A 24,807-nucleotide genomic window follows, 5' to 3' on the forward strand; every position below is an offset into this window, starting at 1 on the left:
CACATGTATAGCTGACCCACCGCTATCGCAGGCAAGCCAGCTCCCACATTAGATCTCCATTCAGTTCGAGATCCATGCAACACCAGCAACCCACGAATTTTAAGCGGAGCAGTTATGGTTGATCGGCACGACTACGTGGCCCTCGAATGGGTCAAGGGCGACATTGCCGAAACCCTGAAACAGGCCCGTTCGGCGCTCGACGCCTATGTCGAAACAAGTGACGGCGACGCCATCAGCGAGTGCCTGGCCGGTGTGCACCAAGTACATGGCGCGCTGTTGATGGTCGAATTCTACGGTGCGGCCCTGCTCGCCGAAGAAATCGAAGAACTGGCGCTGGCCCTGCAAGCCGGGCGCGTCAGCCAGCGCGACGAAGGCATTCGCCTGCTGCAACAAGCCCTCAGCCAACTGCCGTTGTACCTCGACCGCGTACACAGCGCTCGCCGCGACCTGCCGCTGGTGGTGTTGCCGCTGCTCAACGACCTGCGCAGCGCACGCGGTGAAAGCCTGTTGTCCGAGACCAGCCTGTTCAGCCCGCAACTGCTGTCGATTGAGCCGTTGCCCGATGAGGTGCTGGCGCAACGCGGGTCTCCTGGCCTGCACGAACAATTGCGCCAGTGGCACCAGTTGCTGCAACAAGCCTTGGCCGGTTTACTGCGCGAAGACCATGGCCCGAGCAACCTGGAAGACATGGCGCGGGTGTTCGCGCGCCTCGAGGCGCTGTGCCAGGGCGCGCCGTTGCTGCCGTTGTGGCAGGTCACCTCGGCGCTGGTCGAAGGCATGCTCACCGGCGTAATCGCCAACAGCCCGGCGTTGCGCAGCCTGCTCAAGGCCAGCGACAAGCAGCTCAAGCGCTTGCTCGCCCAAGGCATTGGCGGCATCAACCAGCCTGCGCCGGATGAATTGCTCAAAAGCTTGCTGTTCTACGTCGCCAAAGTCACCCGGCCGACGCCGCGCATGCAAAGTTTGAAAGAACGTTACGGCCTGGATGAAGCCTTGCCCGACAGTGCCGTGGTCGACGCCGAACGCGCGCGCCTGGCCGGGCCGGACCGTAACGCCATGGGCTCGGTACTCGGTGCCTTGTGCGAAGAACTGGTGCGGGTCAAAGAGCGCCTCGACCTGTTCGTGCGCAGCGACCGTCAGCACACTCACGACCTCGACGCCTTGCTCGCGCCGCTGCGGCAGATCGCCGATACCTTGGCGGTGCTGGGTTTTGGCCAACCGCGCAAAGTGATCATCGATCAACTTGCCGTGGTGTTGAGCCTGGTGCAGGGGCAGCGCGAACCCAACGATGCGGTGTTGATGGACGTCGCCGGTGCCTTGCTTTACGTCGAGGCCACGCTGGCCGGAATGGTCGGTACCGTCGAGCCGGAGAGCCGCGAAGAAAGCCGCCTGCCTACCACTGACCTGACCCAGATTCACCAACTGGTGATCCGCGAATCCTGCCAATGCCTGCGGCAAGCCAAGGAACTGGTCATCGATTGCGTTGAAGCCGATTGGGACCGCCAGCGCCTGGAATCCCTGCCGGAACTGCTCAGCCAGGTACGCGGCGCCCTGGCGATGATTCCGCTGCCACGGGCGGCGAGCCTGATGCGCGGTTGCACCGATTACGTCGATGAACAGCTGATGGCCAGCGAAGTTGCGCCATCGCAGGTGCAACTGGGCCACTTTGCCGATGTGATCAGCAGCCTGGAATATTATCTGGAGCGCATGCTTCAAGACCCCGACGCTGCGGGTGAAAAAGTCCTGGAACTCGCCACTCAGGGTCTCGCCGCGCTGGGGTATCTGCCGGCCGAGAAACCTTGGCGCCAGGCGTTGGTGGCACCGGAGGGCGTATTGTCCACCGATCTGGCCCCCAATCAGTCGCAGTTCGACGCATTGGCCAGCCCCACCTCGCGCCTCAACCCACCGGCGTTGGTCCGTCCCGGCAGCCTGCTGCCGCCACCGACCGGTGAAGAACCCATCGACGACGAACTGCGCGAAGTCTTCCTCGAAGAAACCGATGAAGTCCTCGACGTGCTGCATCGCAACCTGCCCAACAGCGCTGACAAGACCGCCCAGGGCGAAATGCGCCGCGCCTTTCACACCCTCAAAGGCAGTGGCCGCATGGTGCGTGCGCTGGTGCTGGCCGAACTGGCCTGGGCCGTGGAAAACCTGCTGAACCGTGTGTTGGAGCGCAGTGTGGCCCTCGGCGCCGAAGTGCAGCAGGTGCTGGACGAAGCCGTGGCCTTGCTGCCGGAATTGATTGCCGACTTCGCCATCGACGACCAGCGCCAGCGCGATGAAGTCGACGCCCTGGCCGCCCGCGCCCACGCCTTGGCCAGCGGCACTTATGCCTCGGCTGACGAACCCCACGACCCGATGTTGCTGGAAATTTTCCGCAACGAAGCCCAGAGCCACCTGGAAAGCCTTAACCACTTCCTGCAACAGGCCGCCGAACACGTGCCGCTGCAAGTCAGCGATGAACTGCAACGCGCCCTGCACACGCTCAAGGGCAGCGCCTACATGGCGGGCGTGCTGCCCATCGCCGAGCTGGCGCGGCCGCTGGACCACTTGACCCGTGAGTACAAGGCCCACCGCCTGCCGCTGGACCTGGACGAAGTGGAGTTGCTGCTGGAAGCCGAAAGCCTGTTCCAGAGCGGGCTGCGGGATTTGGACAGCGATCCCCTGGCGCCGATCAAAGGCACCGAGGACTTGATCCTGCGTACCCAAGGCCTGCTCGACAGCCAGCTGCAGGCGTTGCTCGACGCCCCCAACACGGGCTTGCGCATCAAGCGCGACCCGCAGTTGATCGCCAACTTCCTCGCCCAGGGCATGGACATTCTGCTCGACGCCGAAAGCCTGTTACGCCGCTGGCAGCAACACCCCGGCGAGCGCCAGGAACTGACTGCGCTGCTGGATGAGCTGACCACACTGGGGGAGGGCGCGCACGTCGCCGACCTGCACGCCATTGACGAACTGTGCGAAGCCTTGCTCGACCTGTATGGCGCCGTGGAAGAAAGCAGCCTGGCGGTCAGCGAGCGCTTCTTCCATGAGGCCGAACAGGCCCATGAAGCGCTGATCAGCATGCTCGACCAGTTGGCTGCCGGGCAGGAGATCAGCCCGGCGCCGGCGCGGGTTGAAGCCTTGCGTGAACTGTTGGATGAAGCGTTGGACCCGTCCGCGACCGGCCTGATCAAAAGCGATGGCAGCCGCGCGTTGAGCATCGCTGAGCTGGGTGCCGCCACGGCACAGCTGGGCCATGAAACGGCGATGGATGACGAGATCGTCGAGATCTTTCTCGAAGAGGCCGTCGATATCCTCGACAGCGCCGGGCAGTCGCTCAAACGCTGGTTGCTGGACCCCGATAACCCGGCGCCGCTGTCATCGTTGCACCGGGATTTGCACACCCTCAAGGGCGGCGCGCGCATGGCCGAAATCGGCCCGGTTGCCGACCTCGCCCACGAGCTGGAGTGCCTGTACGAAGGCTTGGTGGACCGGCGCTACAGCTACTCCGTCGAGTTGTCCCAAGTGCTGATGGCCAGCCATGAACACCTGGCCTTGCAGTTGGATGAGTTGCAGAATCACCAGCCTTTGAGCGACAGCACCGAATGGGTCGCCAAGGTGCGCGCATTGCGCCAAAGCGGCACCCCGACAACACCGATTGCGGCGCCCGAGACCCAAGGGGCCGACCCTGAGTTGCTGGATATCTTCCTCGAAGAAGCCGCCGATATCCTGGACAGCTCCAGCAGCGCCTTGCAGCGCTGGCAGGCCGAGCCGAACAACCGCCAGGAGGTCGAAACCCTGCTGCGCGACTTGCACACCCTCAAAGGTGGCGCGCGCATGGTCGAAATCGGGCCGATTGGCGACCTGGCCCATGAGCTTGAATTTCTCTACGAAGGGCTGTCCGCCGGCTTGCTCGCGCCGTCGCCCGAGCTATTCGCGTTGCTGCAGGGCTGCCATGACCGCCTCGCGCAGATGATCGACGCGGTGGCGGACGGCTTGCCGGTAGGCTCGGTGGACAAGCTCATCGAACGCATCAAAAGCCTGGTGCATCCGGGCGATGAGCCGGTAACGCCCGTTGCATTACCTGCGAACAAGGCCGAGGCGGCGGTTGACCCCGGCGCCGACATGGTGAAAATCTCCGCCGATCTGCTGGATGATCTGGTCAACCTGGCGGGCGAAACCTCGATTTTCCGTGGCCGCATCGAACAGCAGGTCAACGACGCGCGCATTGCCCTCAACGAGGTGGAAACCACCATCGAGCGCATGCGCGACCAACTGCGGCGCCTCGACACCGAAACCCAGGGCCGCATTCTCAGCCGTCAACAGGCCGAGGCCGAGCGGTTGGGGTATGAAGAATTCGACCCGCTGGAAATGGACCGCCATTCGCAATTGCAGCAGCTGTCCCGCGCGCTGTCCGAATCGGCCTCCGACTTGCTCGACCTCAAGGAAACCCTCGACCGGCGCAATAGCGATGCGCACAACCTGTTGCAGCAGCAGGCGCGGATCAACACCGAGTTGCAGGAAGGCCTGATGCGCACGCGCATGGTGCCGTTCGAGCGCATGTTGCCGCGCCTCAAACGCATCGTGCGCCAGGTGGCGCAAGAGTTGGGCAAGGACGTTGAATTTATCGTCGGCAACGCCGAAGGCGAGATGGACCGCAACGTGCTGGAGCGCATGGTGGCGCCGCTGGAACACATGCTGCGCAATGCCGTCGACCACGGCCTGGAATCGCGCGAGGCGCGTTTGTTGGCCGGCAAGCCGGAGAAGGGGCGGGTCACGCTGGACCTGACCCACGAAGGCGGCGACATCATTTTCGACATGCGCGACGACGGCGCCGGGGTGCCGCTGGAAGCCGTGCGGCGCAAGGCGATCAAGCGCGGTTTGCTCGACCCCAATCAGGAAATCAGCGACCGCGATGTGTTGCAGTTCATCCTGCAACCGGGCTTCTCGACCGCCGAGAAAATCACCCAGATTTCCGGGCGCGGCGTCGGCATGGACGTGGTGCACGAAGAAGTGCGCCAGCTCGGCGGCTCGATGGTGATTGATTCCACGCCCGGCGCCGGTGTGCACTTTCGCATTCGGCTGCCGTTTACCGTGTCGGTCAACCGTGCGCTGATGGTGCAGTGCGCGGACGATCAATACGCGATCCCGCTCAATACCATTGAAGGCCTGGTGCGTGTGCTGCCCCATGAGCTGGCGGGGCACTATCAGCAAGACCCGCCGCGTTATGAGTACGCCGGCCAGCGCTATGAACTGTTCTATCTCGGCGACTTGCTGCACACCGTCAGCCGCCCGAAATTGCTCGGCCAATACCAGCCCGTGCCGGTGTTGCTGGTGCAGTGCAACGAGCGGCGCGTGGCGGTGCATGTGGACGCCATGGCCGGCACGCGGGAGATTGTGGTCAAGGGCCTGGGGCCGCAGTTTGCGGCGGTTCAAGGCTTGTCCGGCGCGACCATTCTGGGCGATGGCCGCGTGGTGCTGATCATCGACCTGCTGGCGCACATCCGCGCCCGCCAACCGGTGCTGCCGGCGGCAACGGTCGATGCGCCGCTGATCCTCAACGACCCGCTGAAAAAGCGCCCGCTGCTGGTGCTGGTGGTAGATGATTCGGTCACCGTGCGCAAAGTCACCAGCCGCCTGCTGGAGCGCAACGGCATGAACGTGCTCACCGCCAAAGACGGCATCGACGCCATCGCCCTGCTCGAAGAACACACCCCGGACTTGATGCTGCTCGACATCGAAATGCCGCGCATGGACGGCTTCGAAGTGGCGATCCAGGTGCGCAACGACCCACGGCTGATGCGCCTGCCGATCATCATGATCACCTCACGCACCGGCCAGAAACACCGCGACCGCGCCATGGCCATCGGCGTCAACGACTACCTTGGCAAGCCGTATCAAGAGTCGGTGCTGCTGGAAAGCATCGCCTACTGGAGCAAGTCCCATGCTTGACCACCGCACCCGTCAGCTCACCGGCCTGCTGCTGCCATTGGCCGACCGCCACCTGGTGCTGCCCAACGTTGCCGTGGCCGAACTGATCGACTACCAACGCGGCGAACCGGCCAGCGACGCGCCGCCCTGGTACTTGCGGCAAGTGACCTGGCGGGATCGGCAGTTGCCGCTGATCAGCTTTGAAGCGGTGTGTGGCGAGGCGATTGTGACGGGTGAGCACTCGCGGATCGTGGTGCTGAACGCGCTGGGTGGACGGCCGACGTTGAAGTTCATTGCGCTGGTGATTCAGGGGATTCCGCGGTCGTACAAACTCGATAGCCAACTGAGTTATGTCGACGTGCCGCTGTGCCCGCTGGAGCTTGCGGCGGTGCAGGTGGGCGAGCATGTGGCGAAAGTGCCAGATTTGATGGGGCTTGAAGCCCTGCTGGTCGAATCCGGCCTGGCCTGACGCTAAGCCTTGTGGAAATCTCATGTGGGAGCTGGCTTGCCTGCGATAGCGATCTGTCAGTTGAAGCTTCCCTGGCTGACCCACCGCCATCGCAGGCAAGCCAGCTCCCACATTGGATTTGCTGATCGATTCCACTTTCTGCTTGGAAACGATCCTGGTGGGGAGCGTCGGATTTTTCCCGCAAGATTCCGCGCTGTGCATGAACTTGTTGTGGGTGGGCGGGGCGACTAGTCTTCGTCTCGTCATCGAAAAACGGTGACACGGACGTGCAAGTCCGACGAAACTGTTTAGGCGTACAAACGCCCAGCCAACCACGGGCGTTTTTTGTGCTCGCTGCTTTATGGCGGCTGCGCGCAGGAGGTCTTCGGACCTGCTGGGTGTCCTAAACAGGCCCGGTCTTGCACACCTGCGCACGGTCGCCACCCTCATTCGCGTGCAAGCGAACGGTGGCGCTCCTTACTGACTGTTTAGGAGCTTCAGCATGATCAAACCTACTCCAAACCCGCCTACCGACCTTTTCACCGTAAACCCCCACCAAGACACTGAAACCCTGCTCGTCAACGCCAGCGAAACCTTTTCTTCGCTGAACGCCATGACCTGCAACCTCGCTTTCGACCTGGAACACTCCCAACGCGCGATGTTATTGGCTATTCAGCAAATGGCAGCCTTGGGGCAGTTGCTGGTGGACAGAGCGCTGGAGCAAGTCAGCCCTTCACCTGAACCCCAAATCGGTCCCGAATAGGGACTTATCGTTCCCTTTTTGGGACTGATAGTTATCAGGCGCCACCGAACAAATGTGGGAGCGGGCTTGCTCGCGAATGCAGTGTGTCAGTCGGTACATCTGCAACTGAACCACCGCTTTCGCGAGCAAGCCCGCTCCCACATTTTTAATCTTCGTTCGGCAAAAGTCCGTGTTTTCTGATGGTCCGTTACTGCAACCGTAACGATCCACCGCCGTGCTTGATTGATGCCCCCCTGATTCACTCCTAAGGTAAGCCCACGACACCAACCCCGTGGAGCCACCATGACAACACCCATCACCCCCGACTCGCGCTGGACGCGGCGGCGCGACGAGAAGCAGCGGCGGCTCGGGCGGGTCAAACACTTCGCAGACGGGGCTGTGCTGCCGGCCGATAAAATAGTCGAGGCGCTGGAGGCCCTGATCCTCCCGGGCGACCGCGTGGTGCTCGAAGGCAACAACCAGAAACAGGCCGATTTCCTCTCGCGCTCCCTCGCCAAGGCCGACCCGGCCAAGCTCCACGATTTGCACATGATCATGCCCAGCGTCGGCCGTTCGGAGCACCTGGACCTGTTTGAAAAGGGCATCGCCCGCAAGCTGGATTTCTCCTTCGCCGGCACCCAATCCCTGCGCATCAGCCAGTTGCTGGAAGATGGCCTGCTGGAAATCGGCGCAATCCACACCTACATCGAACTCTATGCGCGGCTGGTGGTGGACCTGATCCCCAACGTCGTGCTGTCCGCCGGTTTCATGGCCGACCGCGCCGGTAACATCTACACCGGCGCGAGCACCGAGGACACCCCGGCGCTGATCGAGCCCGCGGCCTTCAGCGATGGCATCGTGATCGTGCAGGTCAACCAGTTGGTGGATGACGTATCCGACTTGCCCCGCGTCGATATCCCGGCGAGCTGGGTGGACTTTGTGGTGGTGGCCGACAAGCCGTTCTACATCGAGCCGCTGTTTACCCGCGACCCGCGCCATATCAAGCCGGTGCACGTGCTGATGGCGATGATGGCGATCCGTGGCATCTACGAAAAACACAATGTGCAGTCGCTTAACCACGGCATTGGTTTCAACACCGCCGCCATTGAATTGATCCTGCCGACCTACGGCGAGTCCCTTGGCCTGAAGGGCAAGATCTGCCGCAACTGGACCCTCAACCCGCATCCAACCCTGATCCCCGCCATCGAAAGCGGCTGGGTGGAAAGCGTGCATTGCTTCGGCACCGAACTGGGCATGGAAAACTACATCGCCGCGCGACCGGACGTGTTTTTCACTGGCCGCGACGGCTCGATGCGCTCCAACCGGATGTTCTGCCAACTCGCCGGCCAGTACGCGGTGGACCTGTTTATCGGCGCCACCCTGCAAGTGGACGGTGATGGTCATTCCTCCACTGTCACCCGTGGCCGCCTCGCCGGTTTTGGCGGTGCGCCGAACATGGGCCACGACCCGCGCGGCCGTCGCCATGGCACCCCGGCGTGGCTGGACATGCGCCACGACGACGCGCCGCAAGCCCTGCTCGAACGCGGCAAAAAACTCGTGGTGCAGATGGTCGAAACCTTCCAAGAGGGCGGCAAACCGACATTCGTTGAGACCCTCGACGCGGTGGAAGTCGCGCGCAAAAGCGGCATGCCGCTGGCGCCGATCATGATCTACGGCGACGACGTGACCCACCTGCTCACCGAAGAAGGCATCGCCTACCTCTACAAGGCGCGCTCGCTGGAAGAGCGCCAGGCGATGATCGCCGCCGTCGCCGGCGTGACTGCCATCGGCCTGCGCCACAACCCCAAGGACACCGCGCGCATGCGCCGTGAAGGCTTGATCGCCTTGCCCGAAGACCTCGGCATCCGCCGCACCGACGCCACCCGCGAGCTGCTGGCCGCCAAGAGCGTGGCCGATCTGGTGGACTGGTCCGGTGGCCTGTACAACCCGCCCGCCAAGTTCAGGAGCTGGTAAATGCGCGCTCTCAAACTGCATGAACTCAGCCTCGCGGATCGCCTCGCCGACTTGGCCGTCGATGCGTTGATCGATGAGGCGGACCTGTCGCCCAAACCCGCCCTGGTGGACCGTCGTGGCAGCGGCGCCCACAGCGATTTGCACCTGGGCCTGATGCACGCCTCAGCGCTGTCGCTGTGGCCGATGTTCAAGGAAATGGCCGAAGCGGCGATTGAATTCGGTGAGATCGGCTTGCCCCTGCGCGAAGCTCTCGGGCGGATTGGTCGCGAAGGTGAACAGGCAATGCTCGCCACCACCCACGGCGTGAACACCCATCGCGGCGCCATTTGGGCCCTCGGTTTGCTCACCGCAGCTGCGGCCCTGGAACCTCGCGCGGTCACGCTGAATGCGGCAAAGCTGGCCTTGCTCAACGACCGTTACGCGCCCAAGCCAATGAGCCACGGTGCGCAGGTCGCGCAACGCTACGGTGCACGCGGTGCCCGTGAAGAAGCCCAGCTCGGTTTTCCGTCGGTGGTGCAACGCGGCCTGCCGCAATTGCGCAAAAGCCGTCTGCAAAACAGCGGCGAACAGAACGCCCGGCTGGATGCACTGCTCGCGATCATGACCGAGCTGGCCGACACCTGCGTGCTCTATCGTGCAGGCCCTGAAGGCATCAGCGCGATGCAACAGGGCGCCCAAGCTGTCCTCGACGCCGGCGGCAGCGCCACCCTCGCCGGGCGCCGCCAATTGCACGAACTCGACCAGCAATTACTGGCCCTGAATGCCTCCCCCGGCGGCGCCGCCGACCTGTTGGCCGCCTGCCTGTTTATCGACCGCCTCGACGGAGCGTTTTGATGGAAACCTTATCCTTTGAATTCCCCGCCGGGCAGCCGCCCAAAGGCCGTGCGCTGGTGGGTTGCGTCGGCTCGGGCGACCTTGAAGTACTGCTGGAGCCCGGCACGCCCGGCACGCTGACCATCCAGGTGCAGACTTCAGTCAATGGCGCCGAGCAACGCTGGCAGCACCTGTTCGAACGCATGTTCCTGGAGCAGACACCGCCCGCCCTGAACATTGATATTCACGATTTCGGCGCCACCCCCGGCGTGGTGCGTTTGCGCCTGGAGCAGGGTTTCGAGGAGATCGGCCATGACTGACTTGCTCAGCAAACACAGCTTCGTCGAACTCGGCGCGCGGCAACGGGCCAAGGCGCTGCTGGACGCCGGCTCTTATCGCGAATTGATCGACCCGTTCCAACGCGTCATGTCGCCGTGGCTCAGCCGCCAGGGCGTGGTGCCGCAGGCAGATGACGGTGTAGTGATCGCCAAGGGCAGCATCGACGCAAAACCTGTGGTGATCGCCGCCATCGAAGGCAATTTTCAAGGCGGCAGCCTCGGTGAAGTGGGCGGCGCAAAAATCGCTGGCGCACTGGAGTTGGCGGCTGAAGACAACCGCAAAGGCATCCCCACTCGCGCCGTATTGCTGCTGGAAACCGGCGGCGTACGCCTGCAGGAAGCCAACCTCGGCCTGGCGGCGATTGCCGATATTCACGCGGCGATTGTCGACCTGCGCCAATACCAGCCGGTGATCGGCGTGGTGGCGGGCAGTGTCGGTTGCTTTGGCGGGATGTCCATCGCGGCGGGCTTGTGCAGCTATCTGGTGGTTACCCGCGAAGCGCGCTTGGGCCTGAACGGCCCGCAAGTGATCGAGCAGGAAGCCGGGCTGGACGAGTACGACTCCCGCGACCGGCCCTTCATCTGGAGCCTTACCGGCGGCGAGCAACGCTTCAACAGTGGCCTGGCCGACCGCTATGTGGCAGACGATGTGGCGCAGATTCAACAGACCGTCACCGAATTGCTGCAACAAGGTTTGCCGACTCAACAGCGCAGCCGCGAGGCCGATTTCTACCTCGCACGTTTGGCCGAGCTCGACGCCACGCCACAGATCGACCCGGCCACGGTGCGCGAGCTGTATCAAGGAGAACGCTCATGAGAGGGTTGCAGTGGTTCAACGCATTGAGCGCCGGTGCAACGCCCGTTGAAGGTTTGCCGGCCTCCCTGAAAGTCGCCGATGGCGTATTGGGTGAACAGACGGTGCGCTTCATCGCCGTGGTCGCCGACCCGCAAAACCGCTTCCCCCGCGCCCGCAATGGCGAGGTCGGCTTGCTTGAAGGCTGGGGCCTGGCCAAAGCCGTGGACGAGGCCATCGCCCGTGGCGACAAGCGCCCGATCATCGCCATCGTCGATGTGCCGAGCCAAGCTTATGGGCGTCGCGAAGAAGCCCTCGGCATCCATCAGGCCCTGGCCGCAGCCGCCGACAGCTACGCCCGCGCGCGTCTCGCCGGGCACCCGGTGATTGCGTTGCTGGTGGGCAAGGCCATGTCCGGTGCGTTCCTCGCCCACGGTTACCAGGCCAACCGGCTGATCGCGCTGCGTGACCCCGGCGTGATGGTGCACGCCATGGGCAAGGCCTCGGCCGCGCGGGTGACCTTGCGCAGCGTCGAAGCGCTTGATGCACTGGCTGCCAGCGTGCCGCCCATGGCCTATGACATCGACAGCTACGCCAGCCTCGGCTTGCTGTGGGAAACCTTGTCGGTCAGCAGGATTGAGCAGCCCACGCCGGACGACGTGGCGCGGGTCAGTGATTGCCTATTGAACGCGATCAAGGATATCGATGGCCGCGACTTGAGCAGCCGCCTCGGCGCTGCCAACCGCGCGGCGTCCAGCCATGTGCGCCAGCTGCTGCGGGAGCAGTGGTGAACGCCCACGACTTGCTCTGGGGCATGACCCCGGCGCACCTGCCTGCCGAGGCGCCGGCCTGGGCGGTGGAGGCGATCAGCGCCGGTCAGCCGGTGGTGGTGCGTCGCGCCATCGCCGAGCCGGGCTGTGTGGCGGTTGGCGTGCGCGGGCGCTCGCGTGATCAGCGCTTCGCCGCCGTGATGCCGCAGGCGAGTGTGCTGCGCCGCGTCACGCCGGAAGCTTTGCGCGACATTGTTTCGTTCCGGGATTTGCCTGCCGTGCGCGCGCTTGCCGTGTTGCGGCCCGTGCTGGCGAACAAAAGCTGGGGCGTGGCGGGCAGCGCGGGGTTTGAACTGGCGACGGGCATCGAAGCTTTGCATGAGCAGAGCGACCTGGATTTGATCCTGCGCACCCCCGAGCCGCTGACGCGCGCCGATGCGCAGAATCTGCTGGCCATTCTCGACACCGCGCCCTGCGCCGTGGACCTGCAAGTGCAAACGCCTTTCGGCGCCGTCGCCTTGCGTGAATGGGCCGGTGGCTCGCGGCGGGTGCTGCTGAAAACCGCCAGCGGCGCGCATTTGGTACTCGACCCGTGGCAGGCCGTGGCATGAGCAGCCTTTTGGTGTTTCCGGGGCAGGGCGCGCAACGGCCGGGCATGCTCCAGCAGTTGCCCGCTGATGTGCTGGAGGAAGCCAGTGATGCCTTGGGTGAAGACGTCCGCACACTGGATTCTTCACAGGCGCTGACAAATACCCGCGCGGTTCAGCTTTGCCTGTTGATCACCGGTGTGGCCCACGCCCGCCTGCTGCAACACACGCCGGATTATGTCGCGGGCCTGTCCATCGGGGCTTATCCGGCGGCAGTGATCGCGGGCGCGCTGGACTTTGCGGATGCGGTGAGACTGGTCAGCCTGCGCGGCGAACTGATGCAAAACGCTTATCCACAAGGCTATGGAATGACCGCGCTGATCGGCCCGGAGTTATCCACAGTCGAAAAACTCCTGACTGAAGTCCACAGCCCCGAAACCCCGGTGTACCTGGCCAATATCAACGCCGACAACCAGACCGTTATCGCTGGCAGTGACGAGGCCATGCAGCACGTCGCGGACCGCATCAAAGGCAATGGCGTCGCCAAGCGGCTGGCCGTGAGTGTGCCGTCCCATTGCGCGCTGCTGGAGCAACCGGCGCAGGCATTGGCACAAGCCTTTGTCACGCTCAAGCCGCCGCGTATCACCTACCTGAGCAGCACCCGCGCGCGGCCGATCCACAACCCTGAACAGTTGCGTGACGACCTGGCCTTCAATATGTGCCGCGTCGTCGACTGGCGCGGCACCGTGCAAAGCGCCTACGAGCGCGGCGTGCGCCTGCAAATCGAACTGCCGCCGGGCGCGGTGCTCACCGGCCTGTCACGCCGGGTGTTTGAACAAGGCACCGTGATCGCCTGCGAAGGCGCGCGCCTGGACACCTTGCAGGCCCTGCTGCAAGAGGAGGAGCGCCGCCACCGATAAAGCATCACCCAAGGCTTTCGAAGCACAAAAACAACAATTTCGAACGAGCACTTTGAGGACAACAACCATGATTATTTACGGTGTGGCATTGCTGGCGATCTGCATGTTGGCGGGCGTGATCCTGGGCGACATGCTCGGCGTTTTGCTCGGTGTGAAATCCAATGTGGGCGGGGTGGGGATCGCGATGATCCTGCTGATCTGCGCACGCTTGTGGATGCAAAAGCGCGGCGGCATGACCAAGGATTGCGAAATGGGCGTGGGCTTTTGGGGCGCCATGTACATCCCCGTGGTGGTGGCGATGGCCGCGCAACAAAACGTGGTGACTGCGCTGCACGGCGGCCCGGTTGCGGTGCTGGCAGCGATCGGCTCGGTGGTGGTGTGCGGTTGCACGATTGCCCTGATCAGCCGAACGCACAAGGGCGAGCCGTTACCCGCCGAAGAACCGCTGATTGCTGCAGCGGGAGGGCGCTGATATGTGGGCGCTCATTGATAAGGGGCTGGAAAATAACAGCCTGGTCACCGCCTTTGCTTTTGTCGGCGTGGTGATGTGGATTTCTGTGGTGCTGTCCAAGCGCCTGACGTTCGGGCGCATTCATGGCTCGGCCATCGCTATCGTCATCGGGCTGGTGCTGGCCTGGGTGGGCGGCACGCTCACCGGCGGGCAAAAAGGCCTGGCGGACATGGCACTGTTCTCCGGTATTGGCTTGATGGGCGGCGCGATGCTGCGTGACTTCGCTATCGTCGCCACCGCGTTTGAAGTGCAAGCCACCGAGGCGCGCAAGGCCGGGTTGATTGGGGTGGTGGCGCTGCTGCTGGGCACGGTGCTGCCGTTTATTGTGGGTGCGAGCATGGCCTGGGCCTTTGGTTATCGCGATGCGATCAGCATGACCACCATCGGCGCCGGTGCTGTGACCTACATCGTCGGCCCGGTGACCGGTGCGGCGATTGGGGCGACATCGGATGTGATGGCGCTGTCGATTGCCACCGGGTTGATCAAGGCGATTCTGGTGATGGTCGGCACGCCGGTGGCGGCGCGCTGGATGGGGCTGGATAACCCGCGTTCGGCGATGGTGTTTGGTGGGTTGGCGGGCACTGTCAGCGGCGTGACGGCAGGCTTGGCGGCGACGGATCGGCGGTTGGTGCCGTATGGCGCGTTGACCGCGACGTTTCACACCGGGCTTGGGTGTTTGCTGGGGCCTTCGGTGTTGTATTTCATTGTGCGTGGGTTGGTCGGCTGATTGTTGTTCTTGAGGGCCTCATCGCGGGCAAGCCCGCTCCCACATGTTGATTTGTGAATGCTTCAAGTGTGGGAGCTGGCTTGCCTGCGATGGCGGTCTCAAGCCTGGCGGTTGGCATACATCCGACACTCCGCCAACAACGCCAACAGGTTCGGGTCGCGTTCCTTGGCCTTCAAAAACACCACGCCAATCTGCTGCTGCAACCGGTAACGGGGTTGCAGCGGTATCAGCTTCACGCGGTTCTCATACACCGCCGCAATCCTTCCCGGCAGCAGGGCATAACCGACACCCGAGCTGACCATGCTCAACAAGGTGAAGATGTCATTGACCTGCATCGCCACCTTCGGCTCGAACCCCGCTTGCTTGAACACACGGTTGCCGTCCTGATGGGTGGCGAAGCCCTGGGTGAGGGTGATGAACGTGGCGTCGCGCACGTCGGCGAGGTCGATTTGCTGTTCGCGGTCGAAGGGTGAGTCTGCCGGCGTGGCAAGGAAGATGTCATCGGTGAACAGCGCGATCTGCTCACAGTCCGGATCGTTGGCGCGTTCGTCGAGGGAGATGAGGATCGCGTCGACTTCCATGTTCTTGAGCTTGTAGAGCAGGTCGAAGTTGGAGCCCAGGATCAGGTCGATATTGAGTTCGCTGCGGCGGATCTTCAGGCCCATGATCAGTTGCGGCACGGTCTTGACCGTGAGCGAGTACAGCGAGCCCAGCTTGAAGCGCTCGGCTGAGAAACCGGCGGCTTCGCGGGTCAGGCGTACACTGTCGACCACATCGGCCACCAGTTTCTGCGCGCGCTCTTCCAGCACATAAGCGCTTTCCAATGGGGTGAGGTTGCGACCCTCGTGCTTGAACAGCGGGCAGCGCAGGGCGTTTTCCAGGGAGTGGATGGCGCGGTGCACGCTGACGTTGCTGGTTTGCAACTCGGCGGCGGCGCGGGCCAGGTTGCCGGTGCGCATGAACGCCAGGAAGATTTCCAGTTTCTTGAGGGTGAATTCTTCGTCGATCAGCATGGCCGTGGCTCTGGTTCGAATGCTGTCGATTGTGCCCCTAAAACCAGTTCACTCCCAGCCATGCACTGCCCAGGCCCAGTAGCACGCCGAAGATGATCAGCCAGATCGCGTTCAGCCGCGTGTAATACACCACGGCGGCGCTGGCCAGCGTCAGCACCAGGCTGGTGGTGTTGTTTTCCAGGCTGTTCATCAGGATGTAGGTGGAGGCGAGGATCAGGCCGATGGAAATCGGCAGCAGGCTGCGTTTGACGCGCTGCACCCACGGCGTTTGGGTGTGCTTTTCCAGCCAGCCCGCGCCTAGGTAAGCCAGCACCGAGCAGGGCACCAGTTTGGCCAGCAAGGCCACCAGCGCGCCCGGCAGGCCCGCCGCCTGCTGGCCGATAAATACCAGGAACATGCCATTGGGCCCCGGCAATGCCTGGGACAGGGCGAAGAACGCGACGAATTGGGCGTCGGTGATCCAGTGCATATCCACGACGGTGTAGCGGTGAATGTCGCCAATGGCCACGGTGTTGCCGCCAATCGCCATCAACGACCACAGCGCGCATTGGATCATCAGGTGCAGGAGGACGGTTTGCATCAGCCGGCCACCTTTTTCGGGGCGATGAAACTCAGGGCCAGGGAACTTGGGATGCTGATCAGCAACACCATCCACAGTGGCAACACCAGCACTGCCATCAGCACAAAGGTCAGTACAAAGGCGCTGTAGTTCGCCACGTTTCGCGGCATGGCCTTGAGCAGACGCAACGTGGTGCCGAGCATCAAACCGGTGGCAATCGGCATCACCGCGCCGAAAATCTGCTGCACCACGTCATGGCTCCACCACTTGGCGTAGGCGAAGCCGGCCAGCACGGTGATGATCGAGGGGAACAGGTACAGCCCGCAGACGGTCACAACCGCACCCGGCAAGCCATGCAGGCGCCGGCCGAAGATGATGCCGACGTTGCCGATATTCGGCCCGGGGAAAAACTGGCCGGTGGTCAGCAGTTCATTGAAGCCTTGCTCGGTGACCCAGCGCCTGCGGTCAACCATCATCTGCCGCGCCCAGGGCATGACGCCGCCGAAGCCGAACAGGCCGACCATGGCGAAGTTGTAAAACAACTGCCACAGAGTGGGTTGAGGCTGGTCAGGTTCGAGTTCGGGCATGGAGGGTACCGATGAGGTGCTTTTATGTGGGAGCTGGCTTGCCTGCTCCCACAGGATGAGGCGAATGATCTACGGACGCGTGTATTTGGGCAAATGAAGAAAGGGTGTTACCTGATAGCGAGTGAGTAGCGTCAGAATGCTCCAGGTGATAACGGTTATTCGAGGTGAGTGACACATGTATCACGGGGAACGATTCAACGCCTGGAGCCATTTGCTCGGGGCGGTTGCGGCCTGTATCGGGGCTGTATGGATGCTGGTGGTGGCGAGCCTGGATGGCAGCCCCTGGAAGATCGTCAGCGTAGCTATTTATGGTTTTACGTTGATGGTGCTGTACAGCGCGTCCACCGTGTACCACAGCGTGCGTGGGCGGCGAAAAGCGATCATGCAGAAGGTCGATCACTTTTCGATCTACCTGCTGATTGCCGGTAGCTATACGCCGTTTTGCCTGGTGACGCTGCGCGGGCCCTGGGGCTGGACGTTGTTTGGCATCGTGTGGGGGCTGGCGGTGATTGGCATTTTGCAAGAGATCAAGCCACGCTCCGAGGCGCGGATTCTGTCCATCGTGATCTACGCGGTGATGGGCTGGATCGTGCTGGTGGCGGTCAAGCCGCTGCTCGCGGCGCTGGGCACGGCGGGGTTTGTGTGGCTGGCGTCGGGCGGAGTGTTGTACACCGTGGGCATCATCTTTTTCGCCCTGGAAGATCGGCTGCGGCATTCCCACGGGATCTGGCACTTGTTTGTGATCGGCGGCAGCTTGCTGCACTTTGTGGCGATCATGCATTACGTGCTCTAGCTGCCAACACACATCCAAATGTGGGAGCGGGCTTGCTCGCGAAAGCGGTGGTTCAGTCGATGCATATGCAAGCTGATACACCGCATTCGCGAGCAAGCCCGCTCCCACATTTTTGATTGGGTTTGCAAAGGGATATGTTTAGAAATCGCCCCAGAGTTGTTGGGCCACGGCTAACGCCACCACCGGCGCCGTTTCGGTGCGCAGTACACGCGGGCCGAGTCGGGCGGCGTGGTAGCCGGCGGCTTGGGCGGTTTCGACTTCTGCGTCAGTCAGCCCGCCTTCAGGCCCGATCAGAAATGCCAGGCTCGACGGTTTGGCGTGGCTGATCATCGGTTCGGCCACCGGGTGCAGAACCAGTTTCAAATCCGCTTCGGTTTGCTTCAGCCAGTCGGCGAGCAGCAGTGGCGGGTGAATCACCGGCACCGTGGAGCGACCGCATTGCTCGCAGGCGCTGATCGCCACCTGGCGCCAGTGCAGCAGGCGTTTGTCGGCACGTTCGTCCTTGAGGCGCACTTCGCAGCGGTCGCTGAAAATCGGCGTGATCGCGTTGACCCCAAGCTCGGTGGCTTTCTGAATCGCCCAGTCCATGCGCTCGCCCCGGGACAAGCCCTGGCCGAGGTGGATGTGCAGCGGTGATTCGGTTTGCCCGGCGAAGCTTTCGGTCAGTTGCACGGTGACACGCTTCTTGCCGACTTCCAGCAAGCTGCCCAGAAATTCCTGGCCGGAACCGTCGAACAGTTGCACCGCGTCGCCTTCGGTCATGCGCAGTACACGGCTGATGTAGTGCGCCTGGGCTTCGGGCAATTCATGGTCGCCGATGCTCAGCGGGGTGTCGGTGAAGAAGCGGGACAGTCTCATTTCTGTTCTCTGGAAAATACACAATCTGTGGGTGCAAAGCTGACTGTGGCGCGGTTTGTTTAACCCGGATCGCGGAAGTCGGGGTGGAAGTTTTCCGGGACTGCCACGCTGACCTTGCTGTTGGTCGCGATATCGATGCCTTCGCTGGCCACCTCAGCCAGGAAGTCGATCTGCTCTGGCGTGATCACATAAGGTGGCAGGAAATACACCACGCTGCCCAACGGCCGCAACAACGCACCGCGTTCAAGCGCGTGTTCGAACACCTTCAAACCTCGGCGCTCCTGCCACGGGTAGGCGGTTTTAGTGGCCTTGTCCTGCACCATCTCAATGGCCAGCACCATGCCGGTCTGGCGCACCTCCGACACGTGGGGGTGGTCGACCAGGTGTGCGGTGGCGCTGGCCATGCGCTGGGCCAGGGCCTTGTTGTTTTCGATGACGTTGTCTTCTTCGAAGATATCCAATGTCGCCAATGCTGCCGCGCACGCCAGCGGGTTACCGGTGTAGCTGTGGGAATGCAGGAAGGCGCGCAGGGTCGGGTAGTCGTCGTAGAAGGCGTCGTACACGTCGTCGGTGGTGACCGCGGCGGCCAGTGGCAGGTAGCCACCGGTCAGGGCCTTGGACAGGCACAGGAAGTCCGGGCGAATGCCGGCCTGTTCGCACGCGAACATCGTGCCGGTGCGGCCGAAGCCTACGGCGATTTCGTCGTGGATCAGGTGCACGCCGTAGCGGTCGCAGGCCTCGCGCAGCAACTTCAGGTACACCGGGTGGTACATGCGCATGCCACCGGCGCCCTGAATCAGCGGCTCGATGATCACGGCGGCCACCGTGTCGTGGTTTTCCGCCAGGGTCTGTTCCATGGCCAGGAACATATTGCGCGAGTGTTCTTCCCAGCTCATGCCTTCGGGGCGCAGGTAGCAGTCCGGGCTCGGTACTTTAATGGTATCGAGCAGCAGCGCCTTGTAAGTCTCGGTAAACAGCGGCACATCGCCCACCGACATCGCGGCGATGGTTTCGCCGTGGTAGCTGTTGGTCAGCGTGACGAAACGCTTTTTGTTCGGCAGGCCGCGGTTGAGCCAGTAGTGAAAGCTCATTTTCAGCGCGACTTCAATGCACGATGAACCATTATCGGCGTAGAAGCAGCGGGTCAGGCCTTCCGGGGTCATCTTGACCAGGCGCTCGGACAACTCGATCACCGGCTGGTGGCTGAAGCCGGCGAGAATCACGTGTTCCAGCTGGTCGACCTGGTCCTTGATGCGCTGGTTGATGCGCGGGTTGGCGTGGCCGAAGACGTTGACCCACCAGGAACTGACGGCGTCGAGGTAGCGCTTGCCTTCGAAGTCTTCCAGCCAGATGCCTTCACCGCGCTTGATCGGAATCAACGGCAGTTGCTGGTGGTCTTTCATCTGGGTGCAGGGATGCCACAGCACCGCGAGGTCGCGTTGCATCCACTGGTTATTCAAGCCCATCGTCTTATCTCCTCGAAGCGGTCCTGGCGTGCAGCGCAGGCGAAACAATCGCGCAAGCCTATGCAATGCCAGGCTGTGCCACAACCCATTGCGACCCTGAAGGATGAATTGGCAGTAAACGCAGGACGATCTGTCACGTTTACCAGGAATAGTCCTTAATCGATTGTTAACGTACTGTGCCTACTCTCAAGATCGTATTTCTCGATATTTCAAAGCAAAATTTTCAGCTTTAATTCGATAGTTAAATCGCTAGTCTTGGGCACAGCTCTTACGGGATTGGGACATGCAGCTACGTAATTCAAAGGCCCGCTATGGTTGGGTCAGCATGGTGTTGCACTGGGGCGTTGCCCTGGTGGTGTTTGGTTTGTTCGCGCTGGGCTTGTGGATGGTCGGCCTCGACTACTACGACGTCTGGCGCAAAGATGCACCCGACCTGCACAGAAGCATTGGCATCACGTTGTTCGCCGTCATGCTGGTGCGCATTGTCTGGCGCCTGGTCAGCCCGCCGCCGCCACCGCTGGCCAGTTACAGTCGCTTGACCCGTATCGGCGCTGCATTTGGCCATGCATTCCTTTATCTGGCGCTGTTTGCCGTGATGATTGCCGGTTACCTGATTTCCACCGCAGACGGTGTCGGTATTTCGGTGTTTGGCCTGTTTGAAATTCCTGCCGTGATTTCCGGTCTACCGGATCAGGCAGACAACGCCGGCCTGGTGCATTTGTACCTTGCCTGGGTGCTGGTGGTCTTCGCCGGTTTGCATGGCGTGGCTGCGTTGAAACACCACTTTATCGATCGTGACGCGACCCTGACGCGAATGCTGGGGCGCAAAGCCTGATGTTCAACCTCGACTCACAAGGAATAGAAAGCATGTTGAAAAAGACTCTCGCCGCTCTGGCCATCGGTTCCGCCCTGTTGTCCGCAGGCACCGCGATGGCCGCTGACTACAAGATCGACAAGGAAGGCCAGCACGCCTTCATCGATTGGAAAATCAGCCACCTGGGCTACAGCTTCGTTCACGGTACCTTCAAGGACTGGGACGGTACTTTCAGCTGGGATTCGGCCAAGCCTGAAGACAGCAAGATTTCCGTCGACGTGAAAACCGCCAGCCTGTGGTCCAACCACGCCGAACGCGACAAGCACGTGGCCAGCAAAGACTTCCTGGACGTGGCCAAGTTTGCCGACGCCAAGTTCGTTTCCACCTCGGTTAAATCCACCGGCGCCAAAACCGCTGACGTGACCGGCGACCTGACGTTGCACGGCGTGACCAAGCCGGTGACCTTCAAGGCCACGTTCAACGGTGAAGGCAAGGATCCATGGGGCGGTGAACGTGCTGGCTTCAACGCCACCACCACACTGCAACTGAACGACTTCGGCATCAAAGGCCCGGGCCCGGCTGCCCAGACGGCGGACCTGGACATCTCGCTGGAAGGCGTGAAAGTGAAGTAAATTTCGCTGTTTAATCAAAACGCCGACCTCAGGGTCGGCGTTTTGCTGTCCGGGATTCACCCGCTGATTTGCAGGCTGGCTTGAAACGCCTCGACCTGGCCTTTGAGCCAATCATGCAGCACAGTCAATTGCGCTGAACGTTTACTCCCCGCAGGCCAGACCAGGTAGTAACGTGAAGAGTGTAACGGTTCGATATCGGTCAGTTTGACCAGTTCCCCGCGTTGAATCAGCGAGTGGGCAATGGAGCGTCGGGTCAGCGCAATGCCGTACCCCAGTCTTACTGCTTCCAGCAACAACGTAGAGTCGGTGAACTCCAGCGAGGCCTGCGGGCGTTGCCCCTCCACACCTGCTGCGCTGAGCCAGACCGGCCAGCTTTCACTGGCGTGCAGCAGCGGTTGCTCAAGGATAGCCTGCGCCGTGTCCGGCAGCGCACCCGCGTTAAAGTGAGGGGCTGCAACCACCAGCAACGAATCCCCCATCAATGGCTCGCACTGCACGTCGGCCCACTGGCCGTGGCCGAAGCGAATAGCGCAATCAATCAGGCCTTGCTCGAAGCTGACGAAGTCCATGTTGGATTCCAGCTTCAGCCGAAACCCTGGGTGGGTATTCATGAACCCGTGCAGGCGCGGCAGCAACCAATGCATGGCGTAGGACGGCAGCACCGACAGGGTCAGCTGCGGGTGTTTGGCTTTCGCCAGTAGCTTTTCAGTAACCCCCGCAATCTCGCCCAATGCCTGCCTGATCTGGTAAGCATAAACACGGCCTTCATCCGTCAGCACCAAAGCGCGTTTGTGTCGCGTCACCAGCGCGATGTCCAGATACTCCTCCAGAGAGCGAATCTGATGGCTGACGGCACTGTGGGTGACGTGCAGTTCGAGCGCCGCCAGGTTCACTTTTCCCAGCCGGGCCACTGCTTCAAACGCGCGTAATGCCGCGAGGGGAGGGAGCTTCAATAGGTGAATTCCTTTCACGGAAAAGCCTAATAATAGCCGCTATACGTCAAATGAGCGCACTACCGATAATGAGCGACAGGTTATTTATGCAAATAACGTTGCAGTGAACAGGTTGGGAGTGATGTGCCGTGATTGATGAAATCCAAGCGTTCTTGAAAAACTACTTTAATGTTTTGCAAACTCAGGATTTGAAAGCGTTCGACCAGGTGTTTCATCGTGGTTGCGTACTCTACAGTGCGCAGAATGCCGATGTGGTAGTTCGACCGTTTGACGAGTACCGAACCATGGTCCAGGGGCGTCAGTCGCCGCAGGAAGGCGGGTTTCCACAATTGGATGAAGTGCTGATGATTGATGTAATGTCGCCGCAAATGGCTATCGCCAAAGTGCGTCTACGTTTATTCAATAACGTCATGGTCGATTATTTGAATCTGATGAAAGTCGAAGGGCGCTGGATGATTTTCGCCAAACTCTTTCACAAGGCCGATGAAGTACGCGGACAATGAATTAGCGGCCGCATGCAAAAACGCCCCGAACAATCGGGGCGTTTTTTTTGCAGCCTGAAAACTCAGCGGTTACGCGTTAGCAGCGCTGGTTTCTCACCACGAGGACGGCCTGGCAGTTGGTCCAACTGCTCGGGTGTCGGGAAGCGGTCCGCTTTCGACTCCTTGTGGATGATCTTCGGCGCCGGGCCGCCGCGCGGGTTTTGCACGGCTGGCTCGGACGAGCGTTGTTGGTCGTCACGGGCCGGGCGGCGGTTGTTGCTGTTGCGCGAGTCTTCACGACGCGCCTGACCATCACGGGGTGCACCGTTACGCGGGCCGCTGCGCTTGGCCGGTGGCGTTCCGGTGGTGCCGCCGCTGCTGTTGCGCGGGCCGTTCTGGCGACCGCCCTGTGGCTGGCCGCCACGGGGTGCGCCGCTGCCGGTGCCTGCACCTTGTGCCGGAGCGCCGGGGCGGCGGCCACGGCCTTGAGCCGGTTTGGCTTGTGGCACGTAGTCAACGCGGTTGCCGAAGTTATCCACGTCGTCGTCGAGGAACTCGTCCGGGGCGCGGTCGGCGGCGGCGCGTGGTGGCTGGCTCGGCTGGCGCTGTTCGCGAGCCGGCGTGCCTTCACGGGGCTTCTGCTCGCGGGCCGGGCGTTCGCCACGGCCGCTGTTGGCAGGCGCTTTTTCCTTGCCGCCCTTGTCTTTGCCCTTGTCGCGACGACCACCGCCACCACCGCCGCCGTTCGGGCCATCGCCCTTCGGACCGCGTGGGTTGCGCGGGTTACGCACGTCAGGACGTTCACGCGCCTCAGGCTTTTCAGCCTCCACGGCGCTGGCATCGAAGCCCATCAGGTCGCCGTCGGCGATTTTCTGCTTGGTCATGCGCTCGATGCTTTTCAGCAGTTTTTCTTCGTCTGGTGCAACCAGGGAGATGGCTTCACCCGAACGACCGGCACGGCCGGTACGGCCGATACGGTGCACGTAGTCTTCATCGACGTTTGGCAGCTCGAAGTTGACCACGTGTGGCAACTGGTCGATGTCCAGGCCGCGCGCGGCGATATCGGTGGCTACCAGAATGCGCACGGTGCCGGCCTTGAAGTCGGCCAGGGCTTTGGTGCGTGCGTTCTGGCTCTTGTTGCCGTGGATGGCAACGGCGGTGAGGCCGTGCTTGTCCAGGTACTCGGCCAGGCGGTTGGCGCCGTGCTTGGTGCGGGTGAACACCAGCACCTGTTCCCACGCGCCTGCGGTGATCAAGTGCGCCAGCAGCGAGCGCTTGTGGCTGGCGGCCAGGCGGAAGACGCGTTGCTCGATACGCTCGACCGTGGTGTTCGGCGGCGTGACTTCGATGCGTTCCGGGTTGTGCAGCAGCTTGCCGGCCAGGGCCGTGATGTCCTGGGAGAACGTTGCCGAGAACAGCAGGTTCTGACGTTTGGCCGGCAGGCGGGCGAGGACCTTTTTCACGTCATGGACAAAGCCCATGTCGAGCATGCGGTCGGCTTCGTCCAACACGAGGATTTCCACGTGGGACAAGTCGACGCTGCCTTGGCCGCACAGGTCGAGCAAACGACCCGGGCAGGCTACCAGCACGTCAACACCACGGGACATGGCCTGAACCTGCGGGTTCATGCCGACGCCGCCGAAGATGCAAGCGCTGACGAACTTCAGGTCGCGGGCATACAGCTTGAAGCTGTCGTGCACTTGCGCTGCGAGTTCGCGGGTAGGGGTCAGGACCAGTACGCGCGGTTGGCGCGGGCCGTGACGCTGGGATTTGTCCGGGTGACCGTTGGGGAACAACCGCTCCAGGATCGGGAGGGCGAAACCACCGGTTTTACCAGTACCTGTCTGAGCCGCAACCATCAGGTCGCGACCTTGCAACACGGCGGGAATGGCCCGCTGTTGCACCGGAGTAGGCTCGGTATAGCCCGCTGCCTCGATGGCGCGGACTAAAGCCTCGGAGAGACCGAGGGAAGCAAAGGACATGAGTAATCCTGTTTTAGTTAGGGCTTGGCCCAAAGGGATAATCTTGCCGGGCGTGAATGGCGCTTAGGGGAGCGAAATCCCGTCCGGTCCTGCTGCGTCTGGCGGACACTCCACCGGCTCGCGCGGGCTGAA

The 24,807-nt window shown here is 62.2% G+C and carries 23 protein-coding genes; 16 read left to right on the forward strand and 7 right to left on the reverse strand.

All coding sequences use genetic code 11. The annotated features are described in order from the left end of the window. Window positions 1-114 precede the first annotated feature (114 nt). The 12 genes from AB4P94_RS08435 to madM all read left to right on the forward strand — a co-directional run bounded on the left by AB4P94_RS08435 (window position 115) and on the right by madM (window position 14,536). Window positions 115-5,934 (forward strand): Hpt domain-containing protein, encoded by a 5,820-nt coding sequence (locus AB4P94_RS08435; protein WP_395610171.1) that lies wholly within the window; start codon window positions 115-117, stop codon window positions 5,932-5,934. Next, window positions 5,927-6,382, forward strand: coding sequence for a chemotaxis protein CheW (locus tag AB4P94_RS08440; RefSeq protein ID WP_395610172.1), 456 nt, complete (start codon window positions 5,927-5,929; stop codon window positions 6,380-6,382). Before AB4P94_RS08435 ends, AB4P94_RS08440 begins: the two co-directional genes overlap by 8 nt. A 481-nt stretch (window positions 6,383-6,863) precedes the next feature. Next, the gene (locus AB4P94_RS08445) at window positions 6,864-7,124 is read left to right on the forward strand and encodes a DUF6124 family protein (RefSeq protein WP_395610173.1); all 261 of its coding nucleotides are present in this window, start codon (window positions 6,864-6,866) and stop codon (window positions 7,122-7,124) included. 282 nt (window positions 7,125-7,406) lie between these two features. After that, the gene (gene mdcA, locus AB4P94_RS08450) at window positions 7,407-9,077 is read left to right on the forward strand and encodes a malonate decarboxylase subunit alpha (RefSeq protein WP_395610174.1); all 1,671 of its coding nucleotides are present in this window, start codon (window positions 7,407-7,409) and stop codon (window positions 9,075-9,077) included. Then, a complete protein-coding gene (locus AB4P94_RS08455; protein ID WP_395610175.1) occupies window positions 9,078-9,911 on the forward strand; it encodes a triphosphoribosyl-dephospho-CoA synthase in 834 nt (277 codons plus the stop codon). Further along, window positions 9,911-10,210 carry a malonate decarboxylase subunit delta gene (locus tag AB4P94_RS08460; protein ID WP_016972934.1) on the forward strand — a complete coding sequence of 100 codons (300 nt, stop codon included), beginning with the start codon at window positions 9,911-9,913 and terminating at the stop codon, window positions 10,208-10,210. Before AB4P94_RS08455 ends, AB4P94_RS08460 begins: the two co-directional genes overlap by 1 nt. Next, window positions 10,203-11,045, forward strand: coding sequence for a biotin-independent malonate decarboxylase subunit beta (locus AB4P94_RS08465; RefSeq protein WP_395610176.1), 843 nt, complete (start codon window positions 10,203-10,205; stop codon window positions 11,043-11,045). Before AB4P94_RS08460 ends, AB4P94_RS08465 begins: the two co-directional genes overlap by 8 nt. After that, a complete protein-coding gene (gene mdcE, locus AB4P94_RS08470) occupies window positions 11,042-11,812 on the forward strand; it encodes a biotin-independent malonate decarboxylase subunit gamma (protein WP_395610177.1) in 771 nt (256 codons plus the stop codon). Before AB4P94_RS08465 ends, mdcE begins: the two co-directional genes overlap by 4 nt. Beyond that, on the forward strand, window positions 11,806-12,402 hold the full coding sequence (locus AB4P94_RS08475; RefSeq protein WP_395610178.1) for a malonate decarboxylase holo-ACP synthase: 597 nt from the start codon (window positions 11,806-11,808) through the stop codon (window positions 12,400-12,402). Before mdcE ends, AB4P94_RS08475 begins: the two co-directional genes overlap by 7 nt. Further along, on the forward strand, window positions 12,399-13,298 hold the full coding sequence (mdcH, locus tag AB4P94_RS08480) for a malonate decarboxylase subunit epsilon (RefSeq protein ID WP_395610179.1): 900 nt from the start codon (window positions 12,399-12,401) through the stop codon (window positions 13,296-13,298). Before AB4P94_RS08475 ends, mdcH begins: the two co-directional genes overlap by 4 nt. Before the next feature lie 67 nt (window positions 13,299-13,365). Next, window positions 13,366-13,770, forward strand: coding sequence for a malonate transporter subunit MadL (gene madL / locus AB4P94_RS08485; protein WP_159960602.1), 405 nt, complete (start codon window positions 13,366-13,368; stop codon window positions 13,768-13,770). A 1-nt stretch (window position 13,771) separates the two neighbouring features. Then, the gene (madM, locus tag AB4P94_RS08490) at window positions 13,772-14,536 is read left to right on the forward strand and encodes a malonate transporter subunit MadM (protein WP_177005680.1); all 765 of its coding nucleotides are present in this window, start codon (window positions 13,772-13,774) and stop codon (window positions 14,534-14,536) included. Between the two features lie 98 nt (window positions 14,537-14,634). Here madM and AB4P94_RS08495 read toward each other — a convergent pair whose 3' ends face one another. From AB4P94_RS08495 to AB4P94_RS08505, 3 genes are read right to left on the reverse strand one after another with little or no spacing between them, the layout of a single operon-like run. Further along, entirely contained in the window at window positions 14,635-15,549 is a 915-nt protein-coding gene (locus AB4P94_RS08495; protein WP_159958016.1) for a LysR substrate-binding domain-containing protein, read from the reverse strand. A gap of 37 nt (window positions 15,550-15,586) precedes the next feature. Further along, window positions 15,587-16,129 (reverse strand): chromate transporter, encoded by a 543-nt coding sequence (locus AB4P94_RS08500; protein ID WP_016972926.1) that lies wholly within the window; start codon window positions 16,127-16,129, stop codon window positions 15,587-15,589. Then, the gene (locus AB4P94_RS08505; RefSeq protein ID WP_395610180.1) at window positions 16,129-16,695 is read right to left on the reverse strand and encodes a chromate transporter; all 567 of its coding nucleotides are present in this window, start codon (window positions 16,693-16,695) and stop codon (window positions 16,129-16,131) included. Before AB4P94_RS08505 ends, AB4P94_RS08500 begins: the two co-directional genes overlap by 1 nt. Window positions 16,696-16,870: 175 nt before the next feature. Between AB4P94_RS08505 and AB4P94_RS08510 the strand changes: the two genes are divergently transcribed. After that, window positions 16,871-17,488, forward strand: coding sequence for a hemolysin III family protein (locus AB4P94_RS08510; protein ID WP_395610181.1), 618 nt, complete (start codon window positions 16,871-16,873; stop codon window positions 17,486-17,488). 138 nt (window positions 17,489-17,626) lie between these two features. On the opposite strand, the gene AB4P94_RS08515 is transcribed toward AB4P94_RS08510, so the two are convergent. Further along, entirely contained in the window at window positions 17,627-18,346 is a 720-nt protein-coding gene (locus AB4P94_RS08515) for a 16S rRNA (uracil(1498)-N(3))-methyltransferase (protein ID WP_395610182.1), read from the reverse strand. 59 nt (window positions 18,347-18,405) lie between these two features. After that, window positions 18,406-19,812 (reverse strand): adenosylmethionine--8-amino-7-oxononanoate transaminase, encoded by a 1,407-nt coding sequence (locus AB4P94_RS08520; RefSeq protein ID WP_395610183.1) that lies wholly within the window; start codon window positions 19,810-19,812, stop codon window positions 18,406-18,408. A gap of 283 nt (window positions 19,813-20,095) precedes the next feature. Here AB4P94_RS08520 and AB4P94_RS08525 point away from each other — a divergent pair, with 283 nt between their 5' ends. Both AB4P94_RS08525 and AB4P94_RS08530 read left to right on the forward strand, forming a co-directional pair. Then, a complete protein-coding gene (locus tag AB4P94_RS08525) occupies window positions 20,096-20,647 on the forward strand; it encodes a cytochrome b (RefSeq protein WP_395610184.1) in 552 nt (183 codons plus the stop codon). 32 nt (window positions 20,648-20,679) lie between these two features. Continuing rightward, a complete protein-coding gene (locus AB4P94_RS08530; RefSeq protein WP_395610185.1) occupies window positions 20,680-21,258 on the forward strand; it encodes a YceI family protein in 579 nt (192 codons plus the stop codon). A gap of 56 nt (window positions 21,259-21,314) precedes the next feature. On the opposite strand, the gene AB4P94_RS08535 is transcribed toward AB4P94_RS08530, so the two are convergent. After that, complete coding sequence (locus AB4P94_RS08535; RefSeq protein ID WP_395610186.1) at window positions 21,315-22,211, reverse strand: LysR substrate-binding domain-containing protein; 897 nt, start codon at window positions 22,209-22,211, stop codon at window positions 21,315-21,317. Between the two features lie 128 nt (window positions 22,212-22,339). Here AB4P94_RS08535 and AB4P94_RS08540 point away from each other — a divergent pair, with 128 nt between their 5' ends. Then, complete coding sequence (locus tag AB4P94_RS08540; RefSeq protein WP_395610187.1) at window positions 22,340-22,714, forward strand: nuclear transport factor 2 family protein; 375 nt, start codon at window positions 22,340-22,342, stop codon at window positions 22,712-22,714. A gap of 62 nt (window positions 22,715-22,776) precedes the next feature. Here AB4P94_RS08540 and AB4P94_RS08545 read toward each other — a convergent pair whose 3' ends face one another. After that, window positions 22,777-24,675, reverse strand: coding sequence for a DEAD/DEAH box helicase (locus tag AB4P94_RS08545; protein ID WP_395610188.1), 1,899 nt, complete (start codon window positions 24,673-24,675; stop codon window positions 22,777-22,779). Between the last annotated feature and the right edge of the window lie 132 nt (window positions 24,676-24,807).

Origin of the sequence: Pseudomonas sp. B22129 (assembly GCF_044218875.1) — a bacterium.
Lineage (GTDB): Bacteria > Pseudomonadota > Gammaproteobacteria > Pseudomonadales > Pseudomonadaceae > Aquipseudomonas.

Excerpts from the sequence above, each read along its gene's own strand:
- AB4P94_RS08545 (WP_395610188.1), bottom strand. The coding sequence starts at position 24,675 with ATGTCCTTTGCTTCCCTCGGTCTCTCCGAGGCTTTAGTCCGCGCCATC.
- AB4P94_RS08500 (WP_016972926.1), bottom strand. The coding sequence starts at position 16,129 with ATGCAAACCGTCCTCCTGCACCTGATGATCCAATGCGCGCTGTGGTCG.
- AB4P94_RS08525 (WP_395610184.1), top strand. The coding sequence starts at position 20,096 with ATGCAGCTACGTAATTCAAAGGCCCGCTATGGTTGGGTCAGCATGGTG.
- AB4P94_RS08515 (WP_395610182.1), bottom strand. The coding sequence starts at position 18,346 with ATGAGACTGTCCCGCTTCTTCACCGACACCCCGCTGAGCATCGGCGAC.
- AB4P94_RS08530 (WP_395610185.1), top strand. The coding sequence starts at position 20,680 with ATGTTGAAAAAGACTCTCGCCGCTCTGGCCATCGGTTCCGCCCTGTTG.
- AB4P94_RS08455 (WP_395610175.1), top strand. The coding sequence starts at position 9,078 with ATGCGCGCTCTCAAACTGCATGAACTCAGCCTCGCGGATCGCCTCGCC.
- mdcE (WP_395610177.1), top strand. The coding sequence starts at position 11,042 with ATGAGAGGGTTGCAGTGGTTCAACGCATTGAGCGCCGGTGCAACGCCC.
- AB4P94_RS08435 (WP_395610171.1), top strand. The coding sequence starts at position 115 with ATGGTTGATCGGCACGACTACGTGGCCCTCGAATGGGTCAAGGGCGAC.
- madM (WP_177005680.1), top strand. The coding sequence starts at position 13,772 with ATGTGGGCGCTCATTGATAAGGGGCTGGAAAATAACAGCCTGGTCACC.
- AB4P94_RS08460 (WP_016972934.1), top strand. The coding sequence starts at position 9,911 with ATGGAAACCTTATCCTTTGAATTCCCCGCCGGGCAGCCGCCCAAAGGC.
- AB4P94_RS08505 (WP_395610180.1), bottom strand. The coding sequence starts at position 16,695 with ATGCCCGAACTCGAACCTGACCAGCCTCAACCCACTCTGTGGCAGTTG.
- AB4P94_RS08445 (WP_395610173.1), top strand. The coding sequence starts at position 6,864 with ATGATCAAACCTACTCCAAACCCGCCTACCGACCTTTTCACCGTAAAC.
- mdcA (WP_395610174.1), top strand. The coding sequence starts at position 7,407 with ATGACAACACCCATCACCCCCGACTCGCGCTGGACGCGGCGGCGCGAC.
- AB4P94_RS08520 (WP_395610183.1), bottom strand. The coding sequence starts at position 19,812 with ATGGGCTTGAATAACCAGTGGATGCAACGCGACCTCGCGGTGCTGTGG.
- AB4P94_RS08465 (WP_395610176.1), top strand. The coding sequence starts at position 10,203 with ATGACTGACTTGCTCAGCAAACACAGCTTCGTCGAACTCGGCGCGCGG.
- madL (WP_159960602.1), top strand. The coding sequence starts at position 13,366 with ATGATTATTTACGGTGTGGCATTGCTGGCGATCTGCATGTTGGCGGGC.
- mdcH (WP_395610179.1), top strand. The coding sequence starts at position 12,399 with ATGAGCAGCCTTTTGGTGTTTCCGGGGCAGGGCGCGCAACGGCCGGGC.
- AB4P94_RS08495 (WP_159958016.1), bottom strand. The coding sequence starts at position 15,549 with ATGCTGATCGACGAAGAATTCACCCTCAAGAAACTGGAAATCTTCCTG.
- AB4P94_RS08440 (WP_395610172.1), top strand. The coding sequence starts at position 5,927 with ATGCTTGACCACCGCACCCGTCAGCTCACCGGCCTGCTGCTGCCATTG.
- AB4P94_RS08510 (WP_395610181.1), top strand. The coding sequence starts at position 16,871 with ATGTATCACGGGGAACGATTCAACGCCTGGAGCCATTTGCTCGGGGCG.